13 protein-coding genes are annotated in these 14,807 nt (G+C 59.1%); 5 read left to right on the forward strand and 8 right to left on the reverse strand.

The features are described from left to right. Positions 1 to 7: 7 nt before the first annotated feature. Positions 8 to 1,570 (forward strand): class I adenylate-forming enzyme family protein, encoded by a 1,563-nt coding sequence (locus tag M0D68_RS07905; protein WP_266224127.1) that lies wholly within the window; start codon positions 8 to 10, stop codon positions 1,568 to 1,570. Here the strand turns inward: M0D68_RS07905 and M0D68_RS07910 are convergent. Beyond that, entirely contained in the window at positions 1,567 to 2,508 is a 942-nt protein-coding gene (locus tag M0D68_RS07910; RefSeq protein WP_266224128.1) for a LysR family transcriptional regulator, read from the reverse strand. The genes M0D68_RS07905 and M0D68_RS07910 overlap by 4 nt on opposite strands. A gap of 113 nt (positions 2,509 to 2,621) precedes the next feature. Between M0D68_RS07910 and M0D68_RS07915 the strand changes: the two genes are divergently transcribed. Then, the gene (locus M0D68_RS07915) at positions 2,622 to 3,470 is read left to right on the forward strand and encodes an oxidoreductase (RefSeq protein ID WP_266224129.1); all 849 of its coding nucleotides are present in this window, start codon (positions 2,622 to 2,624) and stop codon (positions 3,468 to 3,470) included. Between the two features lie 165 nt (positions 3,471 to 3,635). Here M0D68_RS07915 and M0D68_RS07920 read toward each other — a convergent pair whose 3' ends face one another. The 3 genes from M0D68_RS07920 to M0D68_RS07930 all read right to left on the reverse strand — a co-directional run bounded on the left by M0D68_RS07920 (position 3,636) and on the right by M0D68_RS07930 (position 7,509). Next, positions 3,636 to 4,757 carry a tyramine oxidase subunit B gene (locus tag M0D68_RS07920; RefSeq protein ID WP_211705481.1) on the reverse strand — a complete coding sequence of 374 codons (1,122 nt, stop codon included), beginning with the start codon at positions 4,755 to 4,757 and terminating at the stop codon, positions 3,636 to 3,638. Positions 4,758 to 4,823: 66 nt separating this feature from the next. After that, positions 4,824 to 6,098 (reverse strand): enolase, encoded by a 1,275-nt coding sequence (locus M0D68_RS07925; RefSeq protein ID WP_266224130.1) that lies wholly within the window; start codon positions 6,096 to 6,098, stop codon positions 4,824 to 4,826. Position 6,099: 1 nt separating this feature from the next. Next, positions 6,100 to 7,509, reverse strand: a complete 1,410-nt coding sequence (locus M0D68_RS07930) for a glycerate kinase (RefSeq protein WP_211705478.1) — start codon at positions 7,507 to 7,509, stop codon at positions 6,100 to 6,102. Between the two features lie 180 nt (positions 7,510 to 7,689). Between M0D68_RS07930 and M0D68_RS07935 the strand changes: the two genes are divergently transcribed. Both M0D68_RS07935 and M0D68_RS07940 read left to right on the forward strand, forming a co-directional pair. Beyond that, complete coding sequence (locus tag M0D68_RS07935; RefSeq protein WP_266224131.1) at positions 7,690 to 9,093, forward strand: PLP-dependent aminotransferase family protein; 1,404 nt, start codon at positions 7,690 to 7,692, stop codon at positions 9,091 to 9,093. Positions 9,094 to 9,405: 312 nt separating this feature from the next. Beyond that, on the forward strand, positions 9,406 to 10,527 hold the full coding sequence (locus tag M0D68_RS07940; protein WP_211705475.1) for a branched-chain amino acid ABC transporter substrate-binding protein: 1,122 nt from the start codon (positions 9,406 to 9,408) through the stop codon (positions 10,525 to 10,527). Between the two features lie 69 nt (positions 10,528 to 10,596). On the opposite strand, the gene M0D68_RS07945 is transcribed toward M0D68_RS07940, so the two are convergent. Next, the gene (locus M0D68_RS07945) at positions 10,597 to 11,301 is read right to left on the reverse strand and encodes a haloacid dehalogenase type II (protein WP_211705640.1); all 705 of its coding nucleotides are present in this window, start codon (positions 11,299 to 11,301) and stop codon (positions 10,597 to 10,599) included. A 106-nt stretch (positions 11,302 to 11,407) separates the two neighbouring features. Here M0D68_RS07945 and M0D68_RS07950 point away from each other — a divergent pair, with 106 nt between their 5' ends. After that, positions 11,408 to 12,262, forward strand: coding sequence for a LysR substrate-binding domain-containing protein (locus M0D68_RS07950; RefSeq protein WP_211705474.1), 855 nt, complete (start codon positions 11,408 to 11,410; stop codon positions 12,260 to 12,262). Between the two features lie 53 nt (positions 12,263 to 12,315). Here M0D68_RS07950 and M0D68_RS07955 read toward each other — a convergent pair whose 3' ends face one another. From M0D68_RS07955 to M0D68_RS07965, 3 genes are all read right to left on the reverse strand, one after another. Beyond that, positions 12,316 to 12,552 carry a hypothetical protein gene (locus tag M0D68_RS07955; RefSeq protein ID WP_211705472.1) on the reverse strand — a complete coding sequence of 79 codons (237 nt, stop codon included), beginning with the start codon at positions 12,550 to 12,552 and terminating at the stop codon, positions 12,316 to 12,318. A 95-nt stretch (positions 12,553 to 12,647) separates the two neighbouring features. After that, entirely contained in the window at positions 12,648 to 13,691 is a 1,044-nt protein-coding gene (locus M0D68_RS07960; protein WP_211705471.1) for a 2-dehydropantoate 2-reductase, read from the reverse strand. Positions 13,692 to 13,829: 138 nt separating this feature from the next. After that, positions 13,830 to 14,597: a class II aldolase/adducin family protein gene (locus M0D68_RS07965; protein ID WP_266224132.1), complete on the reverse strand. Its 768-nt coding sequence runs from the start codon at positions 14,595 to 14,597 to the stop codon at positions 13,830 to 13,832. Positions 14,598 to 14,807: the final 210 nt, after the last annotated feature.

Here is a 14,807-nt window from a genome sequence, read left to right on the forward strand (position 1 = left end):
ACGCGCCATGTCTTGTCCCGGAACACGCCCTAAATCAATAAGTACGCCGCAACTCGTTACGTTATACGAACTTCTGATCGAATCTGCCACAGCACGCCCTCACGCCATCGCGCTGACCGCTGGCGATGATGCATGGACCTACGATCGTCTGACGCGGTACGTCAGAAGACTTTCGCAAGGTCTGCTCATTCAGGGTGTGAAACCGGGCGATCGAGTCGCACTGCACCTGACGAACAGACCGGAAACCGTCGCCGCGTTTTACGCGTGCATGTTGACAGGCGTGATTGCTGTACCGCTGAACACCCGGCTCACACGCGCTGAACTCGAGCCGCAACTGCGACGGCTGCGGGTTTCGCTGTACCTGGGCCAGATTGAACTATACGGCGCGATCGCCGGCATGGATGCTTCGATTCTCGATGCGGACAAGTGCTTTCTCGTTGACGGCTCGTCGCTGGATACACGCGCCAGAGCATGGAGCGAGTTGATCGAACACCATGCAGACGAGGTGCCGCTCGCACCGGTGCGCGTGGATGAACCTGCGCTTCTGCTGTCAACGTCCGGCACGACGGGCGAACCGAAGTTCGTCACGCATACGCCGCGGACGATGTGCGCGATGACGCAAGCATGCCAGGACATCGCGCTAAAGCCGTACGAGGTCGCGTTGATTGCGACGCCCATGATGCATGGGGCGGGGCTGTTCACTACGCTGGCGACGCTTGCCACTAACGGCACCTGCGTCCTGATGGATCGATTCGAGCCTGCGGCCGCGCTTGACCTGATAGAACAGCAGCGCTGCACGATGCTGATGTGGCTGCCGTTCATGTATTCGGAAGCGATGGCCCAGCAGGTTGCGCGGCCACGCAACGTCGCGTCACTGGGCACCTGTCTCGTCGGCGGCGACACGACACCGCCGAATCTGCAGGAGGCGTTTTTGCGCGTGTTCGGTGTCAGGATGCGCAACTTCCTTGGGATGAGCGAAAGCGCGGGCACGTTCACCTATGGATTCGATACCGGGCCGGTGTGCCGCGCGGTCGATATGGATCGGGTTCGCCTCGTCGATGAAGAAGGCAACACCGTCAGACGCGGCGAAGCGGGCGAGTTGTTGCTGCGCGGTCCGAACGTGTTCATCGGCTATTGGCTCGGCCCGGGGCGCATCGACGATGCGCGCAAGGACGGCTGGTGGGCTACCGGCGATGTGATGCGCCAGGATGAGGCCGGCGATTTCTGGTACGTCGCCAGAAAGAAAAACCTGATCATTCGCGGCGGGTCGAACATCTCGCCGACCGAAATCGAACACGCCCTTACTGTCCATCGCGGCGTGAGCGAGGCAGCGATTATCGGCGTGCCGGATGCCGTCCTCGGTCAACGCGTGATCGGTTTCGTCAAACTGACCGAAGCCGCGACTCAGGTCGAGGACGTGTTGCACGATCTGTCCACCAGAGTGGCGCGCTACAAGATGCCGGAGCGGCTCATCGTAGTTGATCAGTTGCCGCGTAATTCGTTAGGCAAAGTGGATCGGGCGAGGCTAAGAGCAATCGGCGAGCGTCTGGACGATTCGCGCGCGGCCTAAGCGGATGTCGCCTGCTGACCATGCCGTGTCTCTGAGTAACGCAAGTGCTTTAACAACGCCGCCAACACAGGAGAAACCTGCTTGCGCGATGGGTAGTAGAGGAAGAATCCGGGGAAGGGAGGGCACCAGTCCTCCAACACCCGGACCAGACGTCCAGTCCTGATATCGACCGCTGCCTCATGCTCCAACACGTACGCTACGCCAAGACCATCTATCGCGGCCTCGAGCATCAGATCCGGCTCATTGAATGTCAGCGGTCCCGACAGCGTTACCTTCAATTTTCGGCCGCCGTTTTCAAACTCCCATGAATAGAGGCTGCCTGCCGTTTCCATCCGGTAATTGATGCATTGGTGATGCTGAAGATCGTCCGGCGTACTGGGAGCAGAGTGTCGCGACAAATATTCCGGTGAGGCGACCACAGCCATCCTGAGGGCCGGCCCGACCGGCAGAGCCACCATATCCTGTTCGAGTTTCTCGCCCAGCCGGATGCCGGCGTCGAAACGCCCGGCAACAAGATCCCTGAACGCATAGTCGATGATGACCTCGACGGTCGCTTCCGGATAGGTCGTGCAGAAGTCGGCTAGCACCGGACGGATGACGGCCTCATACCCTTGCCGAGTGGCGGTGATTCGGAGGGTGCCTGAAATGCGATCGCGGATTCGACTGAGGTCTCCCAAGGCGCCGTCGATCGCATCGAGAGCAGGTTTGAGCGTCAGCAGGAGCGTTTGCCCCTCGGCGGTGGGTGCAACGCTGCGGCTGGTTCGTCGAAGGAGTGGGTAGCCGAGGCGATCTTCAAGTCGCTTGATCGTATAGCTCAGCATCGAATTGGACACGTTCAGTTCGGCGGCCGCGCGGGAAAAACTGCGCAGCCGCGCGACGACGGCGAAGGCCGAGAGGTCATCCAGGACCCCATGCGAGATCGTTTTATCTGCTTGCATGACTCATGCGAATTATCCGTGATGATTGAATGAATCGTCGCATCTATCCTTTCTGGAGGTCAAGACATCGTGCGCCAGGCGGTGTCGATAGTCTGAAATGAAGCGGAGGAAGGATGATTGACGATAATTCCGTATGGCTGATTACCGGTAGCTCTTCCGGTCTGGGTCGGGCGCTGGCCGAAAAGGTGCTTGAACACGGCTATCGTGCCGTTGTTACAGCTCGTAGGCCCGCTTCCGTTCGCGACCTTGTCGAGCATTACGGCGACCGGGCGATGGCTGTCGGCCTCGACGTGACCCAGTCCGCACAGATCAGCGCTGCGGTGAAAGCGGCGCATGAGAGATTCGGTCGGATCGACGTACTCGTGAACAATGCGGGCTATGGCTATATCGGGGCCATCGAGGAGGGCGAGGATGCCGAGATTCGCGCGCAGTTCGATACCAATGTCCACGGCGTCATCGCCTTGATGCAGGCTGTGCTACCGGGGATGCGTCACCGTGGCAAAGGTCATATTGTCAACGTGAGCTCGATCGGTGGACTCACCACTTTTCCGAACGTCGGCTACTACCATGCGAGCAAGTACGCGCTTGAGGGCCTTTCGGACACCCTCGCGAAAGAGATGGCGCCGTTCGGCATCGGCGTGACGGTGGTCGAGCCCGGCGCGTTCAGGACTGATTTTCGCGGCCGTTCGATGCGGCAATCCAGAATTCGCATTCCCGAGTTTGCCGGGACACTGGGCAAGCAACGTGACGCGCTGCTCGACTCGCACGGAAAGCAACACAATGATCCGGCGAAAGGCGCGCTCGCAATCATTGAAGCATTAAAGGCGAAGCAGCCACCCCTGCATCTGCTGCTGGGCGCCGACGCGCTTGACCTTGCGCACAAACAGCTTGCTGCCCTGCGCAAGGATTTTGATGCGTGGGAGACGCTCTCACGAAGTACTGCGTTTGACGAGGCGGGGTAGGGTCCTATCACGACGAGCAAGCTGAAGCGTCTGGGCGAACTGCTCGTCGAGATTTCCACTACGCCCCATCGTTGCCAAACCGCAGCGGTGCGTTCTTCAGCACGAGCGCCATGAACTGGGGGCTGGCAGCCCCCTTTGAAGATGCGCTTACCTTATCGGGCCAACTCACAACGCGCTGGGCTGCTTCCAAAGATTCAGCGATTGGCCAACTCCCTGACGCACTGCATTCTTGTAAATTTCAAAACCCCAGCTGATGTCGAAAACAGCCATGCCGCAGGCAATGAAAATGACCCGCTCTTCCGCGTTTTCGCGCCCGGGCTTAATGCCATTCACGACGTCACCTAGCCCAGTCGAATCCGCCAATGCGGGCAGTTTGCCCGCATCGATCAACCGGTAGAACGGGCCGCCGATCACACCGCTGTAGTAGGCGTCCTTGTTCCCCGATGCGTCGGCATCCTCGACATACGCCTCTTGCAGAGGCGTGTGATCGAAGACGATCTTGCAATCGATCAGGAAAGATTCGTCTGTGTTGAACGGCCCCGACACCAGGATGGTCGCTCCCGCCTTGATCCACTCATCCTTGAAGTAGAGCGGCTTCAGGCGCGAGGCCGCGACCGTGATGACGTCCGCATCACGAAAGCCTTGTTCCGCCTCGTCGACGCCGATGGCGCTGATACGGTATTTTTCCTCGACCCAGCCGGCGAACTCGTTCGCTTTGGCGAGGAAGACGTCAAAGCAGATGACTTTCTCGACCGCGCCGAGTTGGGTCATGATTGCCGTGAAGCAGGCCTTGTTGATCGGGCCGCAGCCGATAACCGACACGGTCTTCGAATCCTTGTTGGCCAGATGCTTTGCTGCGACACCAGGCACAGCTCCAGTTCGCGCCGCACTCAGAAGGTTCGCCGACATAAGAGCCAGCGGTGCCCCGGTGTCCTTGTCATTGAGCATCATGGTCAGAATCGAGCGCGGCAGTTCCTTCTCCGCATTGGCATGGTTCGATCCGTACCATTTATTGCCGCAGACATCGAAACGTCCACCCAGATAACCGGGCATGGCGGCGAAGCGTCGGTCCGGTCCCGCCACCGGCATGTTGGGAAACTTCGTCTCTTTCGGGAAGACGATGTTCAGGCCGTGACTGTTGTGATTGGCGCCGCCCATGAGGTAATCGCCTTTACCAAGAAGACTGAAGGTCTCCTCGCAGACAGAAACACAACTCGCTGCATCCAGTACGCCGGCTGTGATCATGTCCGGCTCTGAAAGATAGAGGAAATCGATGTTCGGATACATTTGAGTTCACCTTTTCGAAGTGAGTGGGGTGGCATGTCGGCGGGTTCCTGTCATCAGAAGCACGCGTCAAAACCGAAGAAGTGGCGAGATATCAAAGAGGCGGCAACCGGGGCTGCGTGCATTGGCGCGCATCAGGAAGTTCAGCTTTTCAATGCGTTCTCCGGAACGCGGTGCGCCGTTCTTTTGAAACGGTACCTGGAGGCCGACTGAGAAATCCATCACAACGTCATCCACGACGCCACCGGAGCGGCCTGATGGCACCGCGATCATTCCGTGTTCTTCTGCAAATCGATAAGCGTCCAGCGCTTCGGTGATCGTGCCGACCTGATTGGGCTTGAGTACAAAACCACTCACGGCGCGGAGTTCATAAGCTTTTTTAAGCAAGGCCGGATTGGTTACGGTCAGGTCGTCGCCGAGAACGATCGTGCGGTCGAGTTCGCGAACCGCCTTGACGTAGCCGGTCCAATCGTTCTCGTCGAGCAGATCCTCGATAAAAACAAGGGGGAAAGTTTCCGTCAGGAACCTGGCATAGGCGATGAGTTCGTCCGATGACACCCATTTGCCTTTCAGCAGATAGGTGTTGGTCTCCCTGTTGTACATCTCGCTCGAGGCGCAATCGAGCGCGAAGGCGATCCTGCCTGTATAGCCGCACGCGTCGACCGCTTTCTGCATCAATGTCAGGATCGTCTCCGGGTCGTCCGACGGCGCGGCATATCCGTAGGAACTGGCAACCTGTGGCTTATGTCCCAGGTAGTCCGTGAGCACGTCCGCGAGTTTCTGGAAGACGGCGACCGCCATCTCGATCGACGAGTCGACGCGATCGGTGCCGTAGGGAACAATCAGAAACTCATTGAAAGCCTGCGTTAGTCCGTCGTATCGCCCGCCATTGATCGCGTTGAAGCAGGGCACCGGCACGGTTCGAATGTCGCCACCCGCGATGTGCTTGTAAAGCGGAGTCGAGAGCGCGGCTGCCGCGGCGCGGAAAGCTGCAACGGAGACCGAGTAGATCGTATTGCCCCCCAGGCGATGCTTGTCGGGCGTGCCATCCAGGGCGATCATTTTTTCGTCGATGGTTCGCTGGTCGAACACGTTCATGCCGATGAGCGCCGGACCAATGACGTTCACCGCATTGCTGACGGCTTGATGAACGCTGAGCCCTTTATAGGTCGACGGGTCGTTGTCTCGCAGCACAAACGATTCGTGCATGCCCACCGAAGTGCCGGTAGGCGCGGCGCCCAGACCGATTGCACCGCTCTCGGTGCGGATCTCGACTTCCACAGCGGGGCGGCATTTGCAGTCGATGATCTGCTGGGCCCGCACGGATGTGATCCTGTCTTCCATGTTATTCACCCGCCTTCGGCTCAGGAATGTAAAGGATGTTCAGGTCGCACAGGTTGGTGCCCGTGTTGCCGGTGAAAACCGTAGAGCGAATCGAATCGAGTGCCTCGAAGCAACTGTGCTCACGCAGTGCCTGATACAGACTGATTCCTTTGTCGGCCGCAGCCTTGAAACTGGTGGAATCGGTAATGCCACCGGCGACGTTCGCCGTTCCGTCCGTGCCTTCGCTATCAATCGATAACAGGCATGCGCCTTTTGTCCTCGCGGCTGTGATCGCAAAACTCACGGTCATTTCCTGGCCTGGCCCACCGTGGCCCCTGATTACGCTGTTGTCGTCGATCAGCGTCGTAACTTCGCCGGAGCTCAGAAGCACACAAGGAGGCTTGAGCGGGTTGCCATACGTCTGGATTTCGCGCGCTATCGAAGCGAAGAATGTGCCGGCGTCACGGCTTTCGCCCTCGAGGAAGGACGAAACGATCATGGCCGGAAGACCCATCTCCTCGCAGATTTCCTTGGCGTAGATGCAGGAATCCGGCAGCGTGTTGAGCAGGAAGTAGGTGTTGTCGGGAAACGCTTTGGGCGTTTCCGCTTCGGGGCCGGCGTTCATCAGATAATCGACGACGCTCGTAGGCAGACGATCGGCGACATTGCGATTGACGATCGTTGCGCGCGCATCGTCCAACGTCGTCATGTCGGGGCCGATCGGCGTGCTTTTGTAGGCCGCATAGGGTACGGCGATATCGCCCGTAGCAGGCGAGCCCACGGCGTCGCTGATACCGAAGCCGATCAGCTCGGCCCCTACGTTCTGAATGCGCTTCGCTAACATGCCGCCGTTCAGGGCCGAAATGTGACGGCGCACCGCGTTGATTTCGTAAATGCCCGCACCGGATTTCAGCAGCACATCGGAGGTGTTGATCTCATCCTGCAAGGTGATGCCATCGATCGGGCACGACATGAGCGCTGAACTGCCGCCGCTGATCACCGCAATGAACAGATCCTCGGGCCCAGCCTGATTGACTAGTTCGATAATTTTCCTGGAGGCGCGGTGACCTTCTTCGTTGGGGAGCGGGTGTCCACCCACGAAGACTTCGGTCCTGTTGAAGCGATCGGTTTCCTCAAGGATCTTTACTATGGCGATTCCCTGAGTGAGGAAGTCCCCCAACACGTGATCGACCGCCATGGCCATGTGATTGCAGGCCTTGCCGGCACCGATCAGGTACACGTTGCGCTTCAGCGATAGATCCCATGAGCGGGTTCCAACATGCAACACGCTGCCTTCCATGCGCATGATGTTTCTGATCCGCCGATAGCTGTCCAGGCGTTCGAGTGTGCGATCGGCAATCTCGAGCACGACTTGTCTTGATGACGAGTCGCCTTGCGAGAGGATCGCGTCTGCATTTCGTATCTTGTTCATGCTGAGGAAAGACGGTGAGAGTGATCGCCACAAAGAGAGTCGGGCGGGATGGCTATCAATTTAGGCAAATGACCTGTACAGATACATGTACACTTGGTGGGGGCGCGAGATAGCTGTAGAGGTCTCAGCACCTCTACACCTTGTTAGTCGTCCGTCTGATTTCTTCCCTGTGTGGCCACGATGAAACCCGTTTTGACACTGGATTCCCGATCGGATACGCCGCTTACCGTGCAGATCGTGGCCGGGGTGACGAATGAAGTTGCTGAGAAGCGCTGGAGATCTGGTGCGCGCGTGCCGAGCATCCGCGCATTCGCCACGGCGCACGGCGTGTCGACCTTCACGGTCGTCGAGGCCTACGATCGGCTGGTCGCGCAGGGCGTACTGGAAGCGCGGCGCGGATCGGGCTTTTACGTTGCTGAGCGGAGCCTCAACACGCCGCGGAAAGTCGCCGAAAAGCTTGATGAAAGCGTGACCAATGGCTGGCTATTGCGAAACTTTCTTGGCGCGGATGAAGGGGCGATTTACGCGGGAGCCGGCTGGCTTCCGGAGCCATGGTTCGATAGCGATGGCCTCGCGCGTGCGCTCAGACAACTCGCATTGCAACCGGAAAGCCTGCTGGGTTATGGGCACGCGCGGGGGTACGAGCCGTTGCGGGAACAGATAGCCCGACAGTTGTCGGACTATGAAATCGAGGTGGATGCCGGCGGGGTCATGACGACGCTGGGCGCAAATCAGTCGCTGGACCTTGTGATACGCCAGTTCACTCAACCGGGCGACACGGTCCTGGTCGATGAGCCGTGCTATAGCGACCTGCTGGTTGCCTTGCGCTTGCGCGAGGTCGAAAGCATCGGGATACCGATGACGCCCGTCGGACCGGACATTTCCGCCATCGAGACCGTTTTCGAAACGCGCCGTCCAAAGGTCTACTTCACGAATAGCCGACTTCATAACCCGACCGGAGCGAGTTACAGCTCCGCGACGGCCTTCAAACTACTGAAAGCCGCGGAACGCCACAACTGCCTGATCGTAGAAGACGATGTTTCCGCCGGCCTGGTGCAAGGCTCGCACGTGACGCTGGCTTCGATGGATCAACTGAAACACGTCATTTATATCGGCAGTTTCTCCAAAACAATCGGTGCGGGTTTGCGCGTCGGTTTCGTGGCCGCGGAGGCTGGAATACTCGAGGGTTTGCTTTATCAGAAGCTGGTGTCGGGTATGTCGACGCCGACCGTCACGGAACGGCTAGTGAGCGCGATCCTGGCAGAAGGGCATTTTCGCAAACAGACGGAACAGTTGAGAGAGCGTCTCGCAACGGCTCAGGAACGGGTCTGTCGCCGCCTCGAAGCAATCGGGTTTGAGATCTTTTGCGAGCCTCGCGCCGGCATGTTCGTATGGGCGAGGCCGGCAGGCGTCGAACTGGATTCGGCGGAACTGGCCGAGCGTGCTCTCGACAAACGCATTCTGCTTGCGCCGGGACATCTGTTTTACGGCGGGCGCGTAAAGACGAACTGGTTGCGATTCAACGTGGCACATAGCAACTTCGATCGGCTTTTTTCTTTCCTGGCGGAATCCGTTGGACGTTAGCGTTTCCGCTTCACAGTAGTGCCATCCGGAACGGTATTGGCGGTCAGCCAATGCCGTCTGCGAAGCCAGCCTTTTCCGTCTCTATCCCGTCGGCGTAATTCTGCTCCAGTCAAACACCCTGGCAACTGTGCAGGTCTTACTAACTGCACAGGTAGGGGTGCGTGTCGGCGAGTGTGCATGTCGCGTGGCAATTTGGACCAAAAGAATACGCAGACTTCCGGGAGCGCATGCGTTCCATGGAAGCGAATACGGATATCGGATCACGTGATGCGAGAGCCGGTTACCAATCGATCACTGCGAGGAGAAAGATTCATGGACGGTATTAAGACTTCGGCCTTGTTCGCTGCATTGCTATCCACCATCTGCATGACTGCGCAAGCGGAAGTCGTCAAGGTGGGCGTTGCAGGTCCGTTGACGGGAGGGCAGTCGAATTTTGGCAAGGACGATGAGAGGGGTGTCCGGCTCGCGGTAGAAGACCTGAACCGCAAGCCGATGGTCATCAACGGTGAGGCGGTCACGTTCGCCGTGGTGTCAGAGGACGACGCAGCGGATCCCAAGACGGGTGTATCCGTCGCCCAGAAGCTGGTTGATTCAGGAGTGAAAGCCGTTATAGGCCACTACAACTCCGGCGTGACGATTCCCGCATCGCGCATCTATAACGATGCGCACATTCCGATGATCACCGGTGCGGCATCGAACCCGGCTGTTACCCAGCAGAACTATCCGTATGTGTTTCGCCTCGCCGCCAGCGACAATGTGATGGGCGCACGCATGGCCGAATACGCCGCGAACGTGCTTCACGCGAAGCGGGCCGCGGTGATCGACGATCGCACCGCATACGGCTCGGGAGTCGCCGATGTATTCGTCGCCACGGCTAAGAAAAACGGTCTCGAGATTGTCGGGCGAGAGTATTCGAACGACAAGGCCACCGACTTCAACGCGATCTTGACTCACATGAAAGCCGAACGACCAGACGTCATCTTCTATGGCGGCTACTACGCGCAGGCTGCTTCGATCGGACGGCAGACCAAACAGTTAGGGCTCGAGATTCCGATTCTCGGCGGCGACGGCATCTGCTCCGTCGATATGCCGAAGCTCGCTGCGGGATCGCTGGATGGCCGGGGCTATTGCGCTCAAGGCGGCGCGCCGCTGGCCACATTGCATGGCGGTGCCGATTTTGCAACCCGATATGAACAGAAGTTTGGCGCGAAGAACGATATCTACTCGCCGGCGTTCTATTCGGCAACCATGGTAGTGGCACAAGCTATCAAAGCCGCGAATTCAACCGATCCTGAGAAGTTCGTGCCGCTGCTTAAACAGACGCAATTCTCGACTCTGGTCGGAAGAGTGGCTTTCGACAAGACAGGTGAGTGGATCGACGCGCCGGTGACGGTCTACAAGGTGTCGGGCGACGCTCTCAATCCGATCCGTTAACGCTCTGCAAAATCTGGAGAACGGCGAACGAGCGGCGCGAAGCCGCTCGTTCCGTATTCAGCGAAACGACTACCAGCCAAGCGTTGCGAAAAGCTGTGGTACTTCGTCCAGCGTCTTGAGCGTGGCGTCAGGTGTGTAATCCGGCAGTAGCTTCCGGCCCGTACCGCGATCGATCCATACACACCGGAAGCCGATGTCTCGTGCCGCGGCGTGGTCGAGATGCGGGCTGGCGCAGATATGCACGACATCGTCCTTCGATACACTGAGCAATTCGTGTGCGTACTCGAACAAACGCGGTGTGGGCTTGTATGCGCCGGCCTGCTGTGCGGTCACCACGCGGTCGATATGACCGCCGAGCTGGGCGACGTTGCCTGCAATGATGTCGTCGTCGGTATTCGATACGATGCAAAGACTAAACCCCATCGCCTTGAGCTTCTCGAGCGTGCTGACGACTTCGGGAAACGGTGGCATAGCCGAAATTCGCGATGTGAGCACCGTGGTGTCTTTTTCGCTGCCATCGAGACCGAACTCCTCCAGCGCAAGACGCAAGCCCTGGCCAGAGACCTCACGGAACGAACGATGCGGCGGCGTTTGTTCGAGTGCGTGTTCGTGCCGGTCGTACACCTCGATAAACCTGGACGCCTCGACTTCGGTCGCGCCGCGATGGCCGAGAATCTCTTGCACTGCAGCAAGCAGACCTTCGTCCCATTGAATGAGCGTGCCGTAGCAGTCAAAAGTCAGCCATGTCGGCCGCCGCGTACCCTTTAGTGACATCATTGACTCCGTCTGGTAGAGAAGATGTGTGCAGGATAGGCTGAATGCTCTATATTGGAAAATTAAATAAATTTCTGATCCTTAGTGAAAAGGTAAATGACGAATCATGTTTGACCTCGAACTGCTGAAGACACTGATTTGCGTCGTTGACGAAGGCAGTTTCACTCGCGCCGGTGAACGCGTCCATCGCACGCAATCGACAGTAAGCCAGCAGGTGCGCAAACTCGAGGAATCCGTTGGGCGACCGTTGCTTCTTCGAGACCGAACCGGTAGCCATGTGATTGCCACCGAGCATGGCGTATTGCTTACGCAGTACGCGCGCAGGTTGCTGGCTTTGTCGCAGGAGGCGCAGGAGGCGCTCCGGCGAGATGTGCAGCTTTCGCCGGTGCGCATAGGCGTTCCGGAAGACTTCGACGCGCGACGTATGTCAGCGATGCTCTCCGGTTTTCTGAAAATCCGTCCGGATGCGCGACTTGAAACGTTAGCGGGCATGAGCGCGGTTTTGCAGCAAAAGCTTTCCGGCGGCGAAATTGATATTGCTCTCGTCAAACGCGAGCCTGGCAGTGGCGACTGCTACGCATCGTGGCCTGAGGCACTTGTCTGGGTGCGGGGCCGGGACGTCGTTCTGCCGAAACGGGATTCGGAGGAGCCCGTTGCGCTTGCGCTGTTCCCCGACGGATGCATTTACCGGAAGCGTGCGATTCGCAGCCTCGACAAAGCAAAGCGTGCGTGGCGCGTAGCGTTCGGCAGTCAAAGTCTCACGGGGATTCAGGCGGCCGTTGCCGCAGGCCTGGCCATCTCGGTGTTACCCAGGTCGGCGGTTTTGCCCGAGCATCGAATTTGCACGGATATGCCGCCATTGCCGCCAACCGAACTGGCGCTGATCGGCGCAGGCGACGTGCTCGACACGGTGCAGCAGGATCTGATCGAATTTTTGACGCAGAAGGTTAGACGGGCCTGAGTTCGCGTAGGTGCTCGCTGCAGTTCGGCTGCGCCAGGTGACAGCCAGGGAAACTAGGGCGCGGATGCCGGCCCGGCGCTCCCAGCCTTTTGAGGCGCGCCTTTCTGGGGGGTGTCTTTGTGGTGAGATTTCTTGCCTGTGCCAAGCGCCTTTTGTTCGGCTTTCCGCTGCGTGTCCTGCATCTGCTTCGTCCCGGGGGCGCGTGTCTGCGCCACGACTTCCGGGGCAAATGCGATTGACATAGCAAAACTTGCGGCGACTGCCAGCGAGACCGTGTAGCGATTTTTCATGATTCTCTCCCAGGTCAGACGCCGGGGGCGTGACCAGGACATCAATCTACTCCATCGACGGCATGGCCGCGACCTGATGCGTTGTGCGCCGGCGTTCAGATTTTTGCGGGCAATGGCAAAGCGATATGCGCTGCGGCCCGCATCTCACCCAGCAATGCTTTGCCTGACCATGAAGGGCGCACGTCGGCCCGCTCGGCTTCCCGCACGAGTTCGCATAGCCGTGCGTTGGCCGGTGCCGCTTGCCCCAGGCGTTGGGCGAGGCGCACGACCTCGCCATTGATCCAGTCGACTTCCGTGGCGCGCCCGGCCGCCAGGTCGTCGGACATCGACGAGCGCGCGAGCGGATCGATCGTCAGCATCGCGCGGCCCAGCCGTTCGAACAACGCATCGGGTACGCTCAGAACACGTGGTATCCAGGTGCTTGGAAGCGGTGTCACTCTGGCTGGCCGTATGCCGGCCTGCTTCAGAAGCGCGAGCGCTTCTTTCTGCGCCATCGCGAGGCAAAGCCGGTAGGCGCGTTGCGAGAGCTCCTCCTTCAAAGGCCGGTTCGCCAGCGCATTGATGGCGTTGTTGAGGTTGAGCAACAGCTTCGCCCACTGCACCGGCAACATATCGGCGTGCTGGATCAGCGGCAGACCCGCTCTCCTGAACTCGTCGACGAACGGCTGCATGGCCGGCGCATGTCGGATCTCCAGCTCTCCCGCTGAACCTTGGTGAAACGCACCCGGACCGCGTTCGACGACATTGAATGGCACCATCCCTTCCAGAACCGTGTGCTGCGGCAGCGCGGCGCGCAGCACGTCCGCATTGCCAATGCCGTTCTGGAAGCTCACGACGATGGTGCCGGGCCGTAACACGTTCGCCAGTTCGGCCGCGGCGGCGGGCGTCGCTGCCGACTTGACGGTGACGAGCACGAGATCGGCTGCGGCGGCGCTGGCCGCATCCGTCGAAACGTCGATGCGTTCCGACGGGGCATGCCAGCGGCTATCGTCGTGCCGCGACAGCGTGATGCCTTGGTTGCGCAACTGGTCGGCCACGCGTGCACGTCCAATGAAACTGACGTCGCTCCCTCCGGCAAGAAGCCGCCCGCCGACATAGCAACCAATTGAGCCGGCACCGTAGATAAAAATCTTTGCCATACAGGTTCTCACGTGACTTACCAGATTACATCCGCGTTGCGTTGAATCGGCAAACGCGGCCTATGACGCTTAATACATGCTTGCGCTAATTGCCCGGCATGGGCCATCGTGTGCCGGGCATCTTGCGAACGGACCGCGTTAATCCGCATATCCGGGATTACTGCGGTCAAGCCGACGCAGCAGCCCAGGCCATACCAGCGCTCCGGGCGTAAGGCCCCGCGTGGCCATCCGGATCTGTTCCTTGATGCCGGCGAGAATCTGCTGCGGGATGGGCGTGAGCTTGCCGCCACCTGACTGGGCGCGCACCTGAATCATGCAGGCTGCTTCAAAGAAGTACATGGCGACGAAGGCGTCCGCCGGCGCCGCGCCAACCGTCAGCAGGCCGTGGTTGCGCAGCATCAGGTAAGTGTTGCTTCCGAGGTCTTGAACGAGACGGGGCTTCTCGGCTTCATTGAGCGCGATGCCTTCGTAGTCGTGGTAGCCGAGCGACGCCAGTACGCCAAGTGACTGTTGGGAGAGGGGCAGCAATCCCGCCTCCTGCGCCGACACGGCAACGCCGTTGACCGAGTGAGTGTGCATCACGCAATGGGCATCTTCGCGAGCCGCATGCACGGCGCTATGGATCGTGAAGCCGGCCGGGTTGACGTCATACGGCGATTCGACGACCTTGCGGCCGTCGAGGTCAATCTTGACCAGCGAAGAGGCAGTGATTTCGTCGAACATCATGCCGTACGGGTTGATCAGGAAATGGTGTTCGGGGCCGGGCACGCGCGCCGAGATATGGGTAAACACCAGATCGTCCCACCCGAACAGCGCCGTGAGACGGTACGCGGCCGCGAGATTGACTCGCGCATCCCATTCGGCAGGTGAAACGTCGTTCTTCAGACTGACAGCAGATGAGGCCACGTCGACACTCCTTATTCGATGGTTCAAGCAATGGAACAACCTGGAATAACCCGGAACAACACTGAATAGCGCCCTGCGAATTCGTTCATTTTGCGCCTGCGACGCAGCAGGTGCTGCAGATGCAGCAGAGACCAAAGTCATTGCGTCGTCAGATGCGAATCCACATGATGTTCGCGAACCCGCCTAAAATCTGTCGGATACCCGACAGGT

The sequence above is a fragment of the Paraburkholderia sp. SEWSISQ10-3 4 genome (assembly GCF_030464785.1).
GTDB classification, from domain to species: Bacteria; Pseudomonadota; Gammaproteobacteria; order Burkholderiales; family Burkholderiaceae; genus Paraburkholderia; species Paraburkholderia aspalathi.

Excerpts from the sequence above, each read along its gene's own strand:
- M0D68_RS07905 (WP_266224127.1), top strand. The coding sequence starts at position 8 with ATGTCTTGTCCCGGAACACGCCCTAAATCAATAAGTACGCCGCAACTC.
- M0D68_RS07910 (WP_266224128.1), bottom strand. The coding sequence starts at position 2,508 with ATGCAAGCAGATAAAACGATCTCGCATGGGGTCCTGGATGACCTCTCG.
- M0D68_RS07915 (WP_266224129.1), top strand. The coding sequence starts at position 2,622 with ATGATTGACGATAATTCCGTATGGCTGATTACCGGTAGCTCTTCCGGT.
- M0D68_RS07920 (WP_211705481.1), bottom strand. The coding sequence starts at position 4,757 with ATGTATCCGAACATCGATTTCCTCTATCTTTCAGAGCCGGACATGATC.
- M0D68_RS07925 (WP_266224130.1), bottom strand. The coding sequence starts at position 6,098 with ATGGAAGACAGGATCACATCCGTGCGGGCCCAGCAGATCATCGACTGC.
- M0D68_RS07930 (WP_211705478.1), bottom strand. The coding sequence starts at position 7,509 with ATGAACAAGATACGAAATGCAGACGCGATCCTCTCGCAAGGCGACTCG.
- M0D68_RS07935 (WP_266224131.1), top strand. The coding sequence starts at position 7,690 with ATGAAACCCGTTTTGACACTGGATTCCCGATCGGATACGCCGCTTACC.
- M0D68_RS07940 (WP_211705475.1), top strand. The coding sequence starts at position 9,406 with ATGGACGGTATTAAGACTTCGGCCTTGTTCGCTGCATTGCTATCCACC.
- M0D68_RS07945 (WP_211705640.1), bottom strand. The coding sequence starts at position 11,301 with ATGTCACTAAAGGGTACGCGGCGGCCGACATGGCTGACTTTTGACTGC.
- M0D68_RS07950 (WP_211705474.1), top strand. The coding sequence starts at position 11,408 with ATGTTTGACCTCGAACTGCTGAAGACACTGATTTGCGTCGTTGACGAA.
- M0D68_RS07955 (WP_211705472.1), bottom strand. The coding sequence starts at position 12,552 with ATGAAAAATCGCTACACGGTCTCGCTGGCAGTCGCCGCAAGTTTTGCT.
- M0D68_RS07960 (WP_211705471.1), bottom strand. The coding sequence starts at position 13,691 with ATGGCAAAGATTTTTATCTACGGTGCCGGCTCAATTGGTTGCTATGTC.